This is a genomic window from Candidatus Hydrogenedentota bacterium, assembly GCA_012730045.1.
In the GTDB taxonomy this organism is placed as follows: Bacteria; Hydrogenedentota; Hydrogenedentia; order Hydrogenedentales; family CAITNO01; genus JAAYBR01.
In genome coordinates, this window is record JAAYBR010000048.1 from 22,356 (window position 1) to 40,683 (window position 18,328).

Genomic DNA, 18,328 nt, shown 5'->3' on the forward strand with positions numbered 1-18,328 from the left:
ACGGACATTGAGGCGGCCCGAGCTTCCAGCCCGTGACGTGGATGCGCCGCCTTCACCTGTTCCGCCCAGGTCTCTACTGCTGCGCGGCCGCTTCCGGCGCGGGGGCGGCTTCGGGGGGCGTTTCCACCGCCGGTGCGGGGGCGGGGGCTTCAGGGGCGGGCGGTGCGGCGGCGGGCGTCTGTTCCGCAGGCGCGGGGGCGGCCTCTGTGGCGGGGGCCCCGGGGGCCGGTGTCTCAGGCGCGGGCGCGGCTCCCGCCGGCGTCTCGGGGACGGGAGGGGCCGCTGGCGGCGCGGGCGCGGACGGCGCCTTCTCCGCGGGGGGCTCGGCCGGGGCCGCCTCGGGAACAGCTTCCGCTGCGGGTGCGGCGGGGGGCTCGGCCGGGGCCGCCTCGGGAACGGCTTCCGCCGCGGGTGCGGCGGGGGGCTCGGCCGGGACCGCCTCCGCCGGCGCTGCTGGCGGTTCCGGCGCGGGCGGCGCTTCCGTGTCCTCGGTGGTCAGGGCGAGGCCGGGGTTGCGGCTCCATTCGGCCATGGACCCGTCGTACAGCGCCACATTTTCGTAGCCCGCAAGCCGGTGGCCGAAATAGCCGAGGGCCGCCTCGTTGCCGGAGTTGCAGTAGACCACCACGCGGGCGGCGGGGTCGCCGTCGCCGACGGCAAGCGCCGCCTTGACCTCTTCCTTCGATTTGAAGAGGAGCGTGGTCTCGTCCAAAATCCGCGATGCCGGGCGGCTGAAGGCCTTGGGGATGTGGCCCGCGCGGGGCACGAAGTCCTTCTTCTCCCCGCCCAAATAGAAAGGCCGGGGCCGGACGTCCACGACCAGGCCCTTCCCGGAAACAAGCAGCTCCAGCACCTCGCCCTGCCGGGAAATAACCTCGGGGCGAATCTTAACCTTCACATTCTCCACCGGGACAGGCTTGGCCGATCCCTCGCCGCTCTCCACGGGCAGGGCGTCGGCCATCCACTTGCGCAGGCCGCCGTCCAGCAGATGCACCTCCGGAAAGGAGAGATACTCGAGCACCCAGAACACCCGCGCGGGGGGAATGGCATTCTCATGCGAGTCGCCCTCGCCGTAGACGATGACCGTGCGGTCCGCGGTGATGCCGCGCTGCGCCAGCAGGTCGGCGAGCTGGTCCACCGGACGCAGCAGGTTAACCACCCCGTTGCGCTCCTCGGAGAGGGCCTTCGCGGGCAGGTTCACCGCGCCGGCAATGTGGTTCTTCGTGTAGGCCTCAGGTTCGCGGGCGTCCACGAAAAGGGCGTCGGGCACGCGGACGGCGTCGAGGGTCGGCGCGGCGAGGGCGAGGGGGTGGCCCAGGTATTCCGGCTGTTCCGCGGGCGCGGGCGCGGGCGCTTCGGCGGGGGTTTCGGGCGCCGCCGGCGCGGCCGGCGTCTCGGCGGGAGCAGGTTCGGGGGGCGCGGCCGGTGCCGGATCCGCCGGGGGCGGGGCCTGTTCGGGGGCGGGTTCTTCTGCCGGAGCCGGGTCGGCGGGGGCCGGGGTTTCCACCGGGGCGGGCGCGTCCGTGACTTCGGCGGCGGGCGGTGCCGCAGCCTCGGCGGGGGCCTCCTGGGCGGCGCACACCCCCGCGCAAAGCAGGAAACAGACAAAGAGGACGAAACGGGTCATGAACGGAGTCTCCCAGAACGTTGTCCAAATATCATGCCATAAATGAATGGCGCGGGGACAGTTAAGAGTTCCCGCCGCTCTTGGCGGGGGCCTGGGAGAGGCCGCCGTTCAGGCGTTTCCAGGCGGCCATGGACCGGGTCAGGTGGTCCCGCGCATCCCCGCCGATCCCGTAGCACTGGAGGCCCACCGGGCCCTTGTAGCCGAGTTCCGACAGGGTGCGCAGCACCTGGGACACGTCGTAGGAGCCCCTGTCGAGGGGTTGGAGCCAGTCGCCCGTGCCCGCGTGAATCGCCTCGGCGCGGTCCGCGCCGTTGATGCTGACGGCCCGCAGGCGGGGCAGGGCCGATTCCAGCACGGGGCGGAGGTCTTCCTCCCGGTCCACCTTGAGCCAGTGGCACAGGTTGAACATGACCCCCACATTGGGCCGGTCCGCCTTTTCAGCGATGCGCACGGCGTCCGACACCTTCTCCACCCAGTCGTTGGCGTGGGGGTACAGGAGAACCTCCGTGCCGGAGGCCTTCGCCAGGCCGGCGATCTCCCGCACAATGTCCACACCGCGCGCGTCGCCCGCCGGGTCGGACGGCGCCATGCCCTGCATGAGCAGGCAGAGCTGCACGCCGCGGCCTTTGAGGAGAGGCAGCACGGCCTCCAGTTTCTCCCGGTCGTAGGGCGGGGCGCCCTCCTTCATGGACACCTGCATGGTGATCTGGAAGAGCTTGAGTCCCGCCGTGTCCAGCGTTTCCAGGCGCTCCTGGACATTGTCCAGCCACAGATGCCCCGCCCCGTCGTAGCCCAGCTCTTTGAGCAGCGCCGCCTGCTCGGGCAGGGTGCGTTTCAGGCTGTCGTGGGTGTCCATGCAGTAGGCGAAAAAGGGGAGGGGGGAGGGGTCCGCCGCCGGTGCCGGGGCGGCGCACAGGGCCGCGAGCGCCGCGAGGAGCGCGAGGGAAAGATGCATGGCCGGGACTCCCTGGGTTAGACGGCGGGCGCGCGCCAGGGCCGGGTGCGCTGGACCTTGGCGAGCACCTGCCGGGCGATGGTGGCGTCCTTCTCGATCTCAAAGTCGAACATGCCGAGGAGGGAGAAGTCCGCGCCGTTGTCGAACACGTACTGCAGGGCGTCCTCCGGGGGGATGGCACCGGCGGCCATGACCTTGAAGGCGATCCACGGCTTCTCGACGTCCTTCATGACCTCGATCACCTCGTTCGGGTCCTTGCACCAGTATCCGGGAATCTCGCTGTGCGGGCCCTTGATCTCCTCCGGCTTCGGGCCCGTGGGGTAGTTGTGGTGGTGGAAGGTCTTGATGTAGAAGTCGGCGGGAATCTGGTGCTTCTCGCACAGGCGGATGACCTCGATGTCGTGCGCGCCGACTCCGGAGGGCATGCCGTGGTCGTGGCCGATGCCGACGGCGCGTTTGACCGCCTCGACGTTCCCCTCCGAGGCAAAACGGTCGCCCGCGACGCCCCAGAGGTACACCGCCTCCGTCCCCATCTCCTTGAGTTCCTTTACCTGCGCGGCATAGGCGTCGGGCTCCTTGTCCACCTGGGCCGTCGGGCAGATGATCCACTGGATTCTTCCGCCCCGCTCGTCGCGGTGGGCCTTCAGGGTGGCCATCGCCCGCGGGACGGTGTGGATGACCAGGGTGTTCACGCCGTTGGCCTCGGCCAGCGACATGGTCTCCATGATCTTCTCGTCCGTGTTGTAGTGCGCGCAGAGGTCATAGACGTACTTGAGGTCGCGGCTGTGGGTGAAGTGCGTGAGCAGGTTGCCGCCGAGGAGGATGCGGCTGACCGCAAGGTCCCCGATCTTCCCCCTTTCCATTCCCTCCCTGTTCGTGGTGAGGTCTATGGGCGCGGGCGGCGCCTCCGCGTCATTGGCCGCGGCCTGAAACCCGCAGCCGGCCGCCATCCCGGCCGCCGCCCCCCCCATCAGCGCCTGTTTCACGAATTCCCTGCGGTTGGACTGGTGCGCCATTGGGGCGTCTCCCTTGGTTGCGCCGACGTCTCGCGGCGCCGCCAGTGTACAGCGGCGCCGGTCTTGGGAACAAAAAAAGAACCGCGGCGGGGACGGCCCCGCCGCGGACGAAAAGCAGGAAAGACTCAGGCGCTCTTGAACTGCTCCACGAGGCCCGTGATGACGGCCTTGGCGTCGCCGAAGACCATGCGGGTGTTTTCCTTGTAGAAGAGGGGGTTCTCGATGCCGGCGAAGCCGGAGCGCATGGACCGCTTGATGACGAAGCAGGACTTCGCCAGGTCCACGTTGATGACCGGCATGCCGTAGATCGGGCTGGTCTCGTCCTCGCGCGCGGCGGGGTTCACCACGTCGTTCGCGCCGATGACCATGCAGACGTCCACGGACTCGATGACCGGGTTGATGTCGTCCATCTCCACGAGCTGCTCGTAGGGCACGTTGGCCTCCGCCAGCAGCACGTTCATGTGGCCGGGCATGCGCCCCGCCACGGGGTGGATGGCGTACTTCACCTCGGTGCCGTTCTTCTCCAGAATGTCGCCGAGCTCGCGGACGGCGTGCTGGGCTTGGGCCACGGCCATGCCGTAGCCGGGCACGAACACCACCGACGAGGCCGACTCAAGCACGAAGTAGGCGTCCTCCACGCTCAGGGACCGGACCTCGCCCTCGACGGCCTTGCCGGCGCCCGCCGTGGCGGAGCCGAAGCCGCTGAAGAGCACGTTGGCCAGCGAGCGGTTCATGGCCTTGCACATGATGCTGGTCAGGATGATGCCGCTGGCACCGACCAGGGAGCCGGCCACGATGAGCACCGTGTTGGAGATGACGAAGCCCGCCGCGCAGCCCGCCAAACCGGAGTAGCTGTTCAGCAGGGAGATCACGACCGGCATGTCCGCGCCGCCGATGGGGATGGTCACCAGCACGCCGAGCACGTTGGAGAGGACAACCGCGACGATGAAGAAGAGGACCGCGATGATGCTGTGCGGCCACAGGAAGAAGACCACGCCGCCCACGCCCAGCAGGCCGAGAACCGCGGCGTTGATGAGCTGCTGGTTCTTGAAGAGGAAGGGCTTGCTGTCAATCTTCTCGGCGAGCTTGGCGTAGGCGACCATGCTGCCCGTGAAGGTGACGCCGCCGATGAGCACGGCGAGGTAGGTGGCGATCAGGGGGACCGCCTCAATCTCGCCGCCGCCGTGGCTCCAGTAGCGGTAGTACTCGGCGCAGCCGACGAGCATGCTGGCGAGGCCGCCCGTGCCGTTGAACACGGCGACAAACTCGGGCATGGAGGTCATGGGCACCCTGAGGGCGGCGACGGTGCCGACCACGCCGCCGATGACCAGCCCGGCGACGATCCATGTCATGCTCAGACCGCCGGTCATGAGGGTGGCGACAATGGCCAGGCCCATGCCGACAGCGGACAGGAGGTTGCCCCGGACCGCCGTGGTGGGCTTGCTCAGCATCTTGAGGCCGAAGATGAACATCACCGCCGAGACGATGTACAGGATCTGGATGAGGTTCTCTTTCATTTCTTGGCGTCCTTGCTTTTGAACATGAGCAGCATGCGGTGGGTGACCACATAGCCGCCGAAGACGTTGATGGCGCCGCCGATCATGGCGACCAGCCCGATGAAGGCCAGGAAGGGCGACTCGTTTCCCGCGCCCGCGGCCATGATCGCGCCCACGATGCTGATGCCGGAGATCGCGTTGGACCCCGACATGAGCGGCGTGTGCAGCTGGGAGGGCACCTTGTTGATCAGCTCAACCCCCAGGAAGATGGCGATGGTAAAGGTGAACAGCAGCAGCATGGTGACGCTCATTTCGCGGCCCTCGCTTTCTTCAGCAGTTCGCTCCGAAGTTCGCCGTCGCGGACGATGAGACACCCGTTCATGATCTCGTCGTCCGTGTTCAGTCTGATTGCGCCGGCTTCCTTGTCCCAGAAGTGCTCGACCAGGTTGCCGACATTCGCCGAGTACATCTGGCTGGCGTGCACGGGCACCCGGCCGGGGAAGTTCTCGGCGCCCATGACGGTGACGCCGTTGATGTCCACCTCGGCGCCCGGCTGCGAGCCCTCGACATTGCCGCCGGTCTCCGCCGCCAGGTCCACCACCACGCTCCCCGGGCGCATGGACTCGACCATGGCGCGGGTCACGATGACCGGCGCCTTGCGCCCGAAGACCTGCGCCGTGGTGATGACGATGTCGGACTGGGCGATGACCTTGGCCATCGCCTCCTTCTGGCGCTCCTTCTGCTCCTCCGTCAGCTCCACGGCATAGCCGTCCTTGGTCTGGCCGGTCTCGCCGAGGTCAATCTTCACAAACTTCGCGCCGAGCGACTGCACCTGCTCCTCCACCACGGGCCGCGTGTCGAAGGCCTCCACGCGCGCGCCCAGGCGCTTCGCCGTGGCGATGGCCTGGAGCCCCGCCACGCCCACGCCGATGATGAAGACCCGCGCGGGCTTCAGCGTGCCCGCGGGCGTCATCATCATGGGCAGCACCTGGCTCAGCTTGTTGGCCGCCGCCATCACCGCGATGTAGCCCGCCAGGTTCGCCTGCGAGCTGAGGGCGTCCATCTTCTGGGCCAGCGTCGTCCGCGGGATCATCTCCATGCAGATGGCGTCCACCTTCGCGGCGATGATCGTGTCCAGCAGTTCGGCGTCCGTGAAGGGCTCCAGATAGCTGATGAGCAGGCTGCCGGGCTTCATCGCCTTCACGAAGTCCAGGGACGGCTTGCGCAGACGCAGCACCGCGTCCGCCGCGGCGAGGGTGCCGGGGCCGTCCTGGGTCACCTTGGCGCCGGCCTTCTCGTAGGCCTCGTCGGTATAGCCGCAGGGCGCGCCCATCCCCGCCTCAACGGTGATTTCCGCGCCTTTCTTGGCGAGTTTTGCCACCGTGTCGGGCACGAGCGGCACACGCCGCTCCCCCGGCCACGTTTCTTTGGGTGCATAAATGAGCATGGCGATACTCCTATCCTAGTTGCCAAACAGGGGATTCTTGTCCGCGCAAGCGCCGATAGTGTACCCCCTGCCGCCGCCGCGATGCAATGCCGCCGCCGCGTAAAAGGGGCAGACCAGCCGGATGACCCCTTCCGGGTGGTTTCGCATGGGAACCGCGCCGCGCCTTTTCGGTTCAACGGTTCCACGGATGGACTCCCCCGGGAGACCCCGGAGAAATCAGGAAAAATTTCCGGGTTGGACACCACCCGCGCGGCGTCCGGGCGGCAGTTTGCGCACGGCCCCCCCCCTCGTCAATACTGGAGGGGCAAGGAATGTCCGGCCGAAGACGAAAGGGTGATGGATTGAACCTGCGTTTCCTGCGGCGGCTGTGCGCCGCCGCGTGCCTGTTCCCGGTGTGCGCCGCCGTTCACGCCGGAGACCAGCCCCAGTGGGGCGCGGCGCATTCCCGCAACATGGTCTCGGCGGAGACCGGCCTGCCGGACGCCGTGGCGGCGGAGGGCGAGGCCGGTCCCCTGTGGTCCGTCGGTCTGGGCGACAACAGCTACGGCACCCCCGTGGTCGCCGGGGGCCGGGTTTACATCGGCGCGAACAACCTGAACCCCGTGGACGCCCGGCTCCAGGGCGACTACGGCCTGCTGTACTGCCTCTCGGAAAAGGACGGGGCGCTCCTGTGGAAACTCGGCACGCCGCGCATCGGCGGCGACGACTATCTGGACTGGCCGGGCATCGCCGTGTGCTCCCCGCCCACGGTGGAGGGCGACCGCGTCTACGCCGTGACCAACCGCTACCAGATTGTCTGTCTCGACGCGCGCGGACAGGAGAACGGCAACGACGGCCCGTATTTGGACGAGGGTGTCCTCATGGCGCGGGACGGCGAGCCGCCTCTGGAGGTCACCGCGTCCGACGCCGATGTGCTCTGGATCTTCGACCTGAAGACGCAGGCGGGCATTTACCCCCACGACGGGGCGCACGCCTCTCCGCTGCTGGACGGCCCCTGGCTCTATGCGAACTCCTGCAACGGCGTGGACAACACGCACAAAGTGATCCGGAATCCCGATGCGCCCAGCCTCGTGGTGCTCGACAAGCGCACCGGACGGCTGGTGGCGCGCGACGGCGAGCGGATCGGCCCGCGCGTTTTCCACTCCACCTGGTCGTCCCCCGCGCTCGGCGCGGTGGACGGCGTGCAGACAGTCTTCTTCTGCGGCGGCGACGGCGTGTGCTACGGGTTCAGGGCCCTCGGCCATGACGAGGCCCCGGAGCCGGAGCGGGTGCTGGAGCGGATCTGGCGCTTCGACCCCGACCCGGCGGCGCCGAAGGAAAATGTCGCGGAGTACTTGAAGGACAACCAAGCGGGGCCCAGCACCATCCACAGCATGCCGGTATGGCTGGACGGACGCCTCTACATCACCGGCGGCGGCGACACGTGGTGGGGCAAGCGCGAGGCCTGGCTCAAGTGCGTGGACACCTCCAAGCCGGGCGATGCGACGGAGTCGGGCCTGCTCTGGACCGCGCCGCTCAAGAAGTTCAGCATGTCCACGCCCTGCGTGGCGGACGGCCTGGTCTTTGTCACCGACGGCGGCGGGGAGCTTTCCTGTGTGGACGCGGCGACGGGTGCCCTGCTGTGGGCCGAGGACCTGGGCGGGGAGATATGGGGCTCCGTGCTCGCGGCGGACGGGAAGGTCTATGTGGGTACGCGGCGCGGCGAGGTGGCGGTCTTCGCCGCCGCGCGGGAGAAGCAACTGCTCTCGCGGGCAACCCTGGGCGCGGCCATTTCATCCACCCCCGTGGCGGCAAACGGCGCGCTCTTCGTGGCGACGCAGGAGCGCATCTTCGCCTTCGGAAAACGCTGACAGGACCGCGAACCAACCCGGAGAGGAAACGGCATGAATCTGGACGCATACGCGGCGCAAAGCGACGTGCTGGTGACGCTGGAGGACGGGGTGCTGGTCCTGCGCTTCAACCGGCCGGAGAAGAAGAACGCCCTGAACGCCGCCATGTACACGGTGCTGGCGGACGCCCTGAACGCCTCGGGGGACGACCCCGCCGTGCGCGCCGTGCTGTTTCTCGGCGGGGAGAAGTTCTTCTCCAGCGGCAACGATGTGCAGGAGTTCCTGTTCAATCCCCCGCGCGACACGTCCCACCCCGTGATCCGGTTTCTGGAGGCGCTGGCCACGGCGCGCAAGCCGCTCGTAGCGGGCGTGAACGGCTTCGCCGTCGGCGTCGGCACCACGCTGCTGCTCCACTGCGACCTGGTCTACGCGGCGGAGGACGCGCGGTTTCACCTGCCCTTCGTGAGCCTCGGCCTGTGCCCCGAGGCCGGGTCCAGCCTGCTCCTGCCCGCGCTCGCCGGCCCCGCGCGCGCCGCCGAGGCCGTGCTGCTGGGAAAACCCTTCGATGCGCCCACCGCGCTGTCCTGGGGGCTGATCAATGCCGTCTGCCCCTCCGGACAGGCCGAGGCCGCCGCCCGCGAGGCCGCCGCGGCCCTTACCCGCCAGCCCCCGGCCGCCGTGCGCGCGTCCCGGGCCCTCCTGCGCGGCGCGATGCCGGAGCAGGTCGTCGCCGCCATCCACCGCGAGGCGGCGGTCTTCGTCGAACGCCTGACCTCCCCCGAGGCCGCCGAGGCCTTCCAGGCCTTCCTGCAGCACCGCCCGCCGGATTTTTCCCAGTTCACTTGAAGGAGCCCGCGCGTCCGGTGGGACCGGGCGGAGGAATGAATCATGACAATGAAAGCCGGGGGTGTCCGTGACGGGCGCGTTTCTTCCCGGGGGTTCCCACTCAACGCCGCAGTCCGGGCCGCCCTGTGCGCGTGCCTGCTGGCCGTCTGCGCCGCCGCCGCGGAGGAGGGCGCCGCGTCCGCATGGGTTTCGGATCATTTTCGCGGCGACGGTTCGAGTCTCCCTTTCTCCTTCACCTATGACGGCAAGGCGTCCGACGGGCTGCTCCGGCAATGGCCGTCGTCCTCGGAGACCCGGCAACTGGACGCCCTGCGCACCGAGCGGACGCTCTCCTGGACGGATCCCCGGACAAAGCTCTCCGTCCGCTGCGTGGTGGTCGAGTATGCGGACTATCCCGCGGTCGAGTGGACGGTCTATCTGAAGAACAACGGCCCGGAGGACACGCCGATTCTGGAGCGGATCCAGGCGCTGGATGTCCTGCTCAGCAAGGAGGCCGGCGGGCCGTTCATCCTCAACGGGATCAAGGGCGACTGGACCGTCGCCGAAGGCTACGAGCCCTATGAACTTGCGCTGGGCGCCGGCGCGCGCAAGGAGTTCGCCCCGGGAAACCACCCCGGAAAATCCACCTCGGGTCCCGACGGCTGGCCGTACTTCAACCTGTCCCTGCCGACTGGCCGTGTTTTGATGGCGGTCGGCTGGCCGGGACAGTGGGCCGCGTCGTTCGCCTGCGAATCCGCGGGCGCGCTGCGTGTGCTGGCCGGACAGGAATTGACGCATCTCCGCCTGAAACCGGGCGAGGAGGTCCGCACCCCGCTGATCGCGCTGCTGTTCTCCCAAGAGAGGGACTTGGCGGAGTCGCAGAACCTCTGGCGCCGCTGGTACGTCGCGCACAACATGCCGCGCGTGGACGGAGAGACCCAGCGGGCCGTCACGCAGATCCAGGTCGGCGGGGGCGAGCAGGACATCGCCTCCGCCCGGCTGTTTCTGGAAAACGGCATCAGGCCCGACATCTGCTGGCGCGACGCCGGGGCGGGCGGCACCACGTGGTACCCCAGCGACATGGAACCCTGGAAGGACGCGCTGGCCTGGCTCAACACCGGCACCTGGGAGATTGACCCCGCCAAGTACCCGAACGGGTTCAGGCCCTTCAGCGACTGGGTCCACGCGAACGGCATGCAGTTCCTCCTGTGGTTCGAGCCGGAACGGGTCGGCAGCATGGAGTCCTGGATCGGCCGGAACCACCCGGAATGGGTCATGCCGTGCAACGAGCAGGGCGCCCTGCTGAACGAGGGCGACCCGGCGGCCCTGGAGTGGCTCATCGGCCACCTCGACGGCATGATCAAGGAGCAGGGGATTGACTGGTACCGGGAGGACATGAACGGCGTCGGGCCCCTGCCCGGATGGCGCGGCCATGACGCGGAGGACCGGCAGGGCATCACCGAAAACCTCTATGTTCAGGGTCACCTGCGGCTGTGGGACGAGCTGCGGCGGCGAAACCCCCGGCTGCGGATTGACTCCTGCGCTTCCGGCGGACGCCGCAACGACTTGGAGACCATGCGCAGGGCCGTCCCCCTGACCCGGAGTGATTTCCAGTTCCCCGACATGAAGGGGGTCATTGAGGGCAACCAGGGGCACACCTACGGGCTGTCGTTCTGGCTGCCGTTTCAGGGGACGGGCTGCTACCAGTACGACCCTTACGCCTACCGGAGTTTCTACCTGCCCCTGTTCGGCATGGGCGGCCTCTCCCCGGACAACGTTGAGGCGCAGAAGAGGGCGTACAGCGAGGTCCGCAAGGTCGGTCCCTGCATGCTGCACGACTATTACCCCCTCACTGAATACAGCCTCGCGCCGGACCGCTGGATCGCGTGGCAGTTCAATGATCCCGGGGAGGGAGTCGGCGTGGTGCAGGCGTTCCGCAGGCCGGACTGCGGCGAAGCCTCCATGACCTTCAAACTCAGGGGTCTCCGGGAAGACGCGGAGTATGAACTGGAGAACCTGGACACCGGAAAGGAACTCCGCACGGGGCGCGCGCTGATGCGGGAAGGGCTGACGGTCGCAATGGCGGAGAAACCGGCGGCGGCGGTGATCCTGTACCGGGCCGTCTCCCCATGACCCGGCCGCCGCGTTCCCGCGGGCCGGGTGGTATACTACCGTCTGTTTTGACGGCTGTGTGAACCGCGCCCGGCCGGGCGCGGCGAGGAGTCTCTATGAAAGTGTTGCTGACCGGCGGCGCGGGGTATCTCGGCATGGTCACCGCCGCGACGCTGTCGCGCCGGGGCCACGAGGTCGTGGTGTTCGACCGCTTCTGCCATCTCCGCGAGGGGGACACCCCGGCGGCGTTCATGGCGCGCCACGCCGCGCCGGGCGTCTCGTGGGTTGCGGGCGACGTGCGCCGGCTCCAGGAGCACCCCGCCCTGCTGGACGGCGTGGACGCCGTCATCCACCTGGCCAGCGTGTGCAACGACCCCTCGTGCGACCTGAACGCGGAGATGGCCTTCGACGTCAACACGGAGAGCACGAAGGAGCTGGCGCGCCAGGCCGTCGCGTGCGGGGTGCGGCGGTTCGTCTTCGCGTCGAGCTGCGCCGTCTACGGACGGGGTGTCTTCGAGCTGCTGGACGAGGCCAGCCCGGCGAACCCCGTGTCCGCGTTCGCCCAGAGCAAGCTCCAGGCGGAGGAGGCCCTGCTGCGGCTGGAGGGCGCGGCCTTCGAGCCCGTCTGCGCGCGCATGGCCACGCTGTTCGGCGTTTCGCCGCGCATGCGTTTCGACCTCGCGGTGAACCAGATGGTCGCCACCGCCGTGCGCCAGGGCAAGATCGTCGTGCGCGGCGGCGGCGCGCAGTGGCGGCCCTTCGTCCACATTGCCGACGCCGCCGAGGCCCTCGCCCGCATGGCCGAGGCCCCCGCGGCGGCCGTGTCCGGGCAGGTCTTCAACGTCGGCGACGACGCGGGGAACGTGCAGATCCGCGCACTGGCGGACCGCGTGGCCGCGCGGATTCCCGGCACGGCGGTGGAGGTGCCCAAGGACGACGACGACAAGCGGGACTACCGGGTGCTCTTCGCCAAGCTCCGCGACCGCCTGGGCTTTGCCTGCGCGCGGACCATGGAGGAGGGCATGGACGAGCTGCGCGCCCATCTGGATGCGAACCCGGACGTCCAGCCCTTCGACGAGGCCCACAACAACGTGGCGCGCATGAAACGCCTGCTGGACACGCCGGTGGACGACGGCGGCGAGCCCGTCGCGGCGCGGTTCATTCCCCTCGCGCGGCCGTCCCTCGGGCCGGAGGAGGAGGAGGCCGTGCTGGGGGCCCTCCGCAGCGGCTGGCTCACCTCGGGGCCGCAGATTCAGACCTTCGAGCGCATGTTCGCCGGGACGACCGGCGCGGCCCACACCGTGGCCGTGTGTTCCTGCACCGCCGCGCTCCACCTGTGCCTCGCGCGCCTCGGGCTGAAGCCCGGCGACGAGGTCGTCACCCCGCCCATCACCTGGGCCTCCACGGGCAACACGCTGCTAAACATGGGGCTCGTGCCGAAGTTTGTGGACGTGGCCCCGGACACGCTCAACCTGAACCCCGGCCTGCTGGAGGCCGCCCTCACGGAGCGCACCCGCGCCGTCATCCCCGTCCACCTCGCGGGGAACCCCTGCGACATGGACCGGATCAACGAGATTGCGGCGCGCCGCGGCGTGGCCGTCATCGAGGACGCCGCCCACGCCCTCGGCGCGGCCTACGGCGACGGCACGTCCGTCGGCGCGGGGAAGAACCCCGCCTGCTTCAGCTTCTACGCCATCAAGAACATCACCACCATGGAGGGCGGCATGATCACCGCGCCCGACGCGGAGTCCGCCGCCGGGCTGCGCCTCCTCGCGTCCAACGGCATGAGCGCCACCGCGTGGGACCGCTACGGCCGCAGCGCCGTGCCCGCGCCCGCCCAGGTGCTGCAGCCCGGCTTCAAGTACGCCCTCGGCAACGTCGGCGCCGCCATGGGCATTGAGCAGCTCAAGAAGTTCGCCGCGTTCAAGGCCGCGCGGACGCGGCTCGCCGCCATGTACCGCGCCGTCCTCGGCGACGTGGAGGAGATCGTCCTGCCCCCGGACTGCGCCCGCGGCGCCCACGCCTGGCACCTGTTCATGGTCCGCCTGCGGCTGGACAAGCTGAGCCGCTCCCGCGACGAGATCGCCGCCGACCTCCGCCGCGAGAACATCGGCACGGGCGTCCACTTCTACGGGCTGCACCTGCACCCCTACTACCGCGAGACCCTCGGCCTGCGCCCCGAAGACCTGCCCGAAGCCACCAAGGCCTCCGGGGAAATCCTCTCCCTGCCCCTCCACCCCCAGCTCACCGACAAGAACCTCCACGAGGTCGTCTCCGCCCTGAAAAAAGTCCTCGCCCACCGGCAGCGGTAACCCTACTTCCGTAGCGCAGGCGTTCCGCCTGCAAGGTCTTTATGTCTTATGTACCGCCAGCGTCCCGCTGGCCCCGTCTTTTTCTCTGGCCGCCGGCATGGCTCGCGTGCCAAAGACAAGGCCGCCGGGACGGCGGCGCTACGGAACAGCCCCGCCAGCCCGCCCCCGTAGCGCAGGCGTCCCGCCTGCAAGGTCTTTCTGCCTTCCGTACCGCCAGCGTCCCGCTGGCCCCGTCTTTTTCTCTGGCCGCCGGCATGGCTCGCGTGCCAAAGACAAGGCCGCCGGGACGGCGGCGCTACGGAACAGCCCCGCCAGCCCGCCCCCGTAGCGCCAGCGTCCCGCCTGCAAGGTCTTTCTGTCTTCCGTACCGCCAGCGTCCCGCCTGCAAGGTCTTCCTGCCTTCCGTACCGCCAGCGTCTCGCTGGCCTTGTCTTCGGTTCCGGGAATCGCCCCGCCGCCGCGGCATGTTTCCCCAACATGGAACCTTATACCCTGCTCTACGACGGCGCGTGCCCCCTCTGCCGCGCGGGCGCGGCGAGCGTGACCCGCCTGTCCCGCGCGGGACGGATACGCGGCGTGTCCTTTGACTCCGCCCGCGAAGACCCCGCCCTCGCCAGTCTCCTCGGCGACACGATGCCCGACGGCTTCATTCTCCGCACTACGGCCGGCACCGTCCTGCGCGGCGCGGAAGCCGTCCCCGAACTCCTCCGCGCCACGGGAACTCTCGGGTTCTTGGCCCCGGTACTGCGCCTTCCGCCGTGCTCCTGGATTTTCCCCCGGGCCTACCGCTGGCTGGCCGCCAACCGCCACTGGGTCTCCCGGTGTCTTTTCAGTTGCGATAGGGGAGGGTGCGGGCGCGGGGCATGACGCCGCAGTCGCGGCGGAACGGGGGCGGGCGGTATACTCTCCCCTGCGGCCCGCAAGGCCGACATCACAACCCTACGGCCCACGGAGACTCCCCCATGCCCCCCCTCCACGCGCTTTCCGCCTTTCTGTTGGACATGGACGGCACGCTGTATCTGGGGAAGTCGCGTCTGCCGGGGGCGGAGGAGCTGATCCAGACCCTCCGCGACACGGGGCGCCGGCATCTCTACCTGACGAACAACCCGTCATCCGACGGCGCGGCCTACGCGGAGAAGCTGCGGGGCATGGGCATTCCGGCGGAGGCGGAGGAAGTGTTCACGGCGGGTGCCGCCACGGCGGACTATGTCGCGCGGGACTTGGGATTCCGGCGGGTCTTCGCCCTGGGCACGCCCTCGTTCGAGGAGGAGCTGCGCCGCGCGGGGGTGGACCCCGCGGCGAAGGACCCGGAGGCGGTGGTGCTGGCCTTTGACAAGACGCTGACCTACGCGAAACTGGAGCGGGCCTGCCTGCTCCTGCGGGAGGGGCTGCCCTACATCGCCAGCAACCCGGACAAGGTCTGCCCCACGGACTACGGCTACATCCCGGACTGCGGGGCCATGGCCGCCCTGCTCTTCGAGGCCACCGGGCGCACCCCGCACTTTGTCGGCAAGCCCAGCCCGGAGTTCGCCCGGCTGGCCCTGGAGCGCCTCGGCGCACGGCCGGAGGAGGCCGCCATGGTCGGCGACCGCCTCTACACCGACATGGAGATGGCCCGCCTCGCGGGCATGACGGGCATCCTCCTCCTCAGCGGCGAGACCCACCCCGAGGATCTGGATGCCGCGCCCCACCAGCCCGCCTTCGTGTTGGAGAACGCCGGAGCCCTCGCTCAGGCGCTGCGGGGAGCCGGACCCCTGCGGAGGGAAGCGAACTGAGGCGGAGCAGGCGGGCGCACCGTCCGCAACGGCCTATGCGTTCGCTCCAGGGCGCGGCAAGCGGCGCCCCTACGAGAGGATTCCCCGGCGTTTTCGCGTGAACTTAGGGCATGGGCAGGTAGGGCGCGTTAAGCGGCGCCCCTACGAGAGGATTCCCCGGCGTTTTCGCGTATGCCCGAGGCATGGGCAGGTAGGGGCGCCGCTTGCCGCGCCCTCTTCTTTCCCGGCAGGACTGTCTCACCCGGTGGGTGAGGGGCATCCCTTTCACGACAGCATGCGTTCCCCTGCGCGTTCACCTAACACGCCTGATTCCGTCCCTTGCCTTATCCAACAATCCGGCCTCCCGTACCCGGAACAGCGCCGGCATAATCTGTGAATAGTGACATTTCATTGAAGCATTCCCCCGTCTTGAGGTATCATGGCGTCTTCCCGGCGCAATGACTGCCCCGGAAAACCCCTGGAGAAGCCCCATGTTTCGGCCCGAAATTAAAGTCCTCGACTGCACCATCCGCGACGGCGGGCTGATGAATGAGTGGAAGTTTGAGAAGTCCCTCGTGAAGGACGTGTTTCACGGCCTGGCCCAGGCGGGCGTGGACTATGTTGAGCTGGGCTACCGCGCGGACAAGCGGCAGTTCAACCCGGCGGACTTCGGTCCCTGGCGTTTCTGCGACGAGGCGGATCTGCGCGAGGTGGCCTACGAGTGCGGCACCAAGGTCTCCATCATGTGCGATGTGGGCCGCACAGACTACGACAGCTTCCTGCCCGCCTCCGAGTCCATCGTGAAGCTGGTGCGCGTCGCCACCTACGTCAAGGACGTGGACAAGGCCATCCACCTGGGCAACCATGTGAAGAGCCTGGGCTACGAGGTGTCGGTGAACATCATGGCCGCGTCGCACGCCCTGGAGCCCGACCTCGACGAGGCCCTCGACCAGCTCGCCGCCACAAACTTCGACATGGTCTACATCGTGGACAGCTTCGGGTACTTCTACAGCGAGCAGATCCACTATCTCGCCGACAAGTACCTTTCACACCTTCCAGGGAAACAGATCGGCATCCACTGCCATGACAACCAGTGTCTCGGTTTCGCCAACACCATCGAGGGGATCATCAAGGGCGTCAACCGCCTCGACGCGACCATCTACGGCATCGGCCGCGCCGCGGGCAACTGCCCCCTGGAGCTGCTGCTCGGTTTCCTGAAGAATCCAAAGTTCAACGTGCGCCCCATTTTTGACCTCATCGAGAAGTACTTCGTGGACATGAAGAAGGAGCTGCGCTGGGGCTACGAGATTCCCTACGCCATCACCGGCATCCTGAACAAGCACCCGCGCGCGGCCATGGCCTTCATGAAGGGCGTCCACGGAAACACCTTCTCCGAGTTCTACGACGAGCTGCTCAACGCCGACGAACTGTAAGGATTCTCGGCGCCTTCGGGCAGGATGTACACAAGTTTTTCGCGGTGCCGGGGGTGTAAACAACGCATAGTGCTAAATACGCGGTTCTTCGGCGCGTTTTTGGATTGCCTTTTGCGGGGGTTGCGGGTATAATTTTCACAAAGTAGAATTGGGTGTGTTTTCCTTTGAGGTCATTTCCGGCGGGGTGAGGCATCTTGGCCGGAACAACAAACGTTGGGAGCAGGGCAATGGTCTATAAGAACTTAACCCACAGTGTCGGAGTGTGTCACCGCACGGGGGGCTGGTCGCGGTTTGCTGCGCGCATCGTTCCGGTGATGCTCGCGGTGGTTCTGGCAGCGGCCTCCGCCGGGGCGCAGACCATCTATGAAAGCAACGGCGAGCTGGGCGACTGGAATGTCGCCGCGGGCGCCCTCACCATCAACACCAACGCGATGACGATGACCTGGGGCGCCCAGGTGAGGACCGGTGTTGACATTGACGGCGTCGCGGTCTTCCGCTTCGCCAACCTGACGGTCAGCTCCAGCGTGTCCGTGACGGTCACGGGCGCGCGGCCCCTTTCCATCACCGCCTCCGGCGACATCTACTGGGGCCCCCACGTGTTTGTCGCCCCGGGCACGCTCGGCGGCGGTCAGGGCGGCGTGGCCGGCACGGGCGGCGCGGGCGGCCAGGGGGGGTCGGGCTCCGCAGGCGGCGGCGGCGGCAACGGCGGCCGCGGCGGTGACGGCGGTGAAAAGAATGTAAGCCATTCGGACGGTTACAGCGGCAACGGTGGCACGGTCGGCGCGCCAAGCGTCAACGGGGCGGACGGCATCGGCGGCAGCGATGGTGCAGACGGTCAGGCAGGTGTCGCCGGTTATGGCGGACTTGGTGTCGTTGGCACGGGTGGCATGAAGGGGTCTCTGGGCGGGGGCGGCTCCAGGGGGGCCGGCGCGGCGGGCGGTTCCAGCGGCAATGGCGGGGACTACGGAACGTGGCCAAACAACGGCGGCGGGACGGGCGGCACGGGGGGGAGCGGCTTCCCGGGTAACATTGGCAACAACGGAACCGGCGCGTCCGGTGGTCAGACGGGCCTCAATGCGCAGTTCATTGCCTCCGCGAACAACCTTACACTGGCGGCCGGTTTTGGCGGCGGTGGTGGCGGCGGCGGTGGCGGGGCTGGTGGCGGCGGTGGCGCCTCCGGTGGCGGCGGCGGCGGTGGTGGCGGCGGCGGCGGCGGCGGCGGGGCAAACTTCGGGTGGACCCAGTCCGGCGGCGGCGGCGGCGGCGGCGGTGCGGGCGGCGCGTCGGGCGGCGGTGGTGCGGGCGGTTCGGGTGGCGGCGGCGGCGGCGGATCCACCGGCGCGGTGCGCGGCGCTGACGGTTCGGTTCTGAGTGCCCAGGCGGCGGGAGGTGGCAGTGCCGTGATTCCCTCGCCGGACACGCGCGCGGGTGGAAATGGCGCCGGCCGGACCGGCGGCAGTCCCGGCACGGGCGGCGCGGGCGGCGGCGGCGGCGCGGGCGGCGCGGGCGGCGGCGGCGGCGC

14 protein-coding genes are annotated in these 18,328 nt (G+C 68.8%); 8 read left to right on the forward strand and 6 right to left on the reverse strand.

The annotated features are described in order from the left end of the window. Nucleotides 1–73: 73 nt before the first annotated feature. The 6 genes from GXY15_05090 to GXY15_05115 all read right to left on the reverse strand — a co-directional run bounded on the left by GXY15_05090 (nucleotide 74) and on the right by GXY15_05115 (nucleotide 6,541). Nucleotides 74–1,627, reverse strand: coding sequence for a sulfurtransferase (locus tag GXY15_05090; protein ID NLV40587.1), 1,554 nt, complete (start codon nucleotides 1,625–1,627; stop codon nucleotides 74–76). A gap of 61 nt (nucleotides 1,628–1,688) precedes the next feature. After that, nucleotides 1,689–2,582 carry a sugar phosphate isomerase/epimerase gene (locus tag GXY15_05095; protein NLV40588.1) on the reverse strand — a complete coding sequence of 298 codons (894 nt, stop codon included), beginning with the start codon at nucleotides 2,580–2,582 and terminating at the stop codon, nucleotides 1,689–1,691. 17 nt (nucleotides 2,583–2,599) lie between these two features. Next, the gene (locus GXY15_05100) at nucleotides 2,600–3,598 is read right to left on the reverse strand and encodes a hypothetical protein (GenBank protein NLV40589.1); all 999 of its coding nucleotides are present in this window, start codon (nucleotides 3,596–3,598) and stop codon (nucleotides 2,600–2,602) included. 125 nt (nucleotides 3,599–3,723) lie between these two features. Then, the gene (locus tag GXY15_05105) at nucleotides 3,724–5,115 is read right to left on the reverse strand and encodes an NAD(P)(+) transhydrogenase (Re/Si-specific) subunit beta (protein NLV40590.1); all 1,392 of its coding nucleotides are present in this window, start codon (nucleotides 5,113–5,115) and stop codon (nucleotides 3,724–3,726) included. Continuing rightward, on the reverse strand, nucleotides 5,112–5,405 hold the full coding sequence (locus tag GXY15_05110) for an NAD(P) transhydrogenase subunit alpha (protein NLV40591.1): 294 nt from the start codon (nucleotides 5,403–5,405) through the stop codon (nucleotides 5,112–5,114). The genes GXY15_05105 and GXY15_05110 overlap by 4 nt, the downstream gene beginning before the upstream one ends. After that, on the reverse strand, nucleotides 5,402–6,541 hold the full coding sequence (locus GXY15_05115) for a Re/Si-specific NAD(P)(+) transhydrogenase subunit alpha (protein ID NLV40592.1): 1,140 nt from the start codon (nucleotides 6,539–6,541) through the stop codon (nucleotides 5,402–5,404). The genes GXY15_05110 and GXY15_05115 overlap by 4 nt, the downstream gene beginning before the upstream one ends. A gap of 311 nt (nucleotides 6,542–6,852) precedes the next feature. Here GXY15_05115 and GXY15_05120 point away from each other — a divergent pair, with 311 nt between their 5' ends. From GXY15_05120 to GXY15_05155, 8 genes are all read left to right on the forward strand, one after another. Further along, a complete protein-coding gene (locus tag GXY15_05120; protein ID NLV40593.1) occupies nucleotides 6,853–8,391 on the forward strand; it encodes a PQQ-binding-like beta-propeller repeat protein in 1,539 nt (512 codons plus the stop codon). 33 nt (nucleotides 8,392–8,424) lie between these two features. Then, complete coding sequence (locus GXY15_05125; protein ID NLV40594.1) at nucleotides 8,425–9,216, forward strand: enoyl-CoA hydratase; 792 nt, start codon at nucleotides 8,425–8,427, stop codon at nucleotides 9,214–9,216. Between the two features lie 42 nt (nucleotides 9,217–9,258). After that, on the forward strand, nucleotides 9,259–11,328 hold the full coding sequence (locus GXY15_05130) for an alpha-galactosidase (protein NLV40595.1): 2,070 nt from the start codon (nucleotides 9,259–9,261) through the stop codon (nucleotides 11,326–11,328). 95 nt (nucleotides 11,329–11,423) lie between these two features. Continuing rightward, entirely contained in the window at nucleotides 11,424–13,619 is a 2,196-nt protein-coding gene (locus GXY15_05135) for an aminotransferase class I/II-fold pyridoxal phosphate-dependent enzyme (protein NLV40596.1), read from the forward strand. 477 nt (nucleotides 13,620–14,096) lie between these two features. Further along, nucleotides 14,097–14,486, forward strand: coding sequence for a DUF393 domain-containing protein (locus tag GXY15_05140; protein ID NLV40597.1), 390 nt, complete (start codon nucleotides 14,097–14,099; stop codon nucleotides 14,484–14,486). Between the two features lie 95 nt (nucleotides 14,487–14,581). Continuing rightward, nucleotides 14,582–15,394: an HAD-IIA family hydrolase gene (locus tag GXY15_05145; protein ID NLV40598.1), complete on the forward strand. Its 813-nt coding sequence runs from the start codon at nucleotides 14,582–14,584 to the stop codon at nucleotides 15,392–15,394. A gap of 470 nt (nucleotides 15,395–15,864) precedes the next feature. Next, nucleotides 15,865–16,806, forward strand: a complete 942-nt coding sequence (locus tag GXY15_05150) for a nucleoid-structuring protein H-NS (GenBank protein NLV40599.1) — start codon at nucleotides 15,865–15,867, stop codon at nucleotides 16,804–16,806. Between the two features lie 227 nt (nucleotides 16,807–17,033). Next, nucleotides 17,034–18,328: hypothetical protein (locus GXY15_05155; GenBank protein ID NLV40600.1), on the forward strand; the 1,295-nt coding region annotated here is incomplete at its 3' end.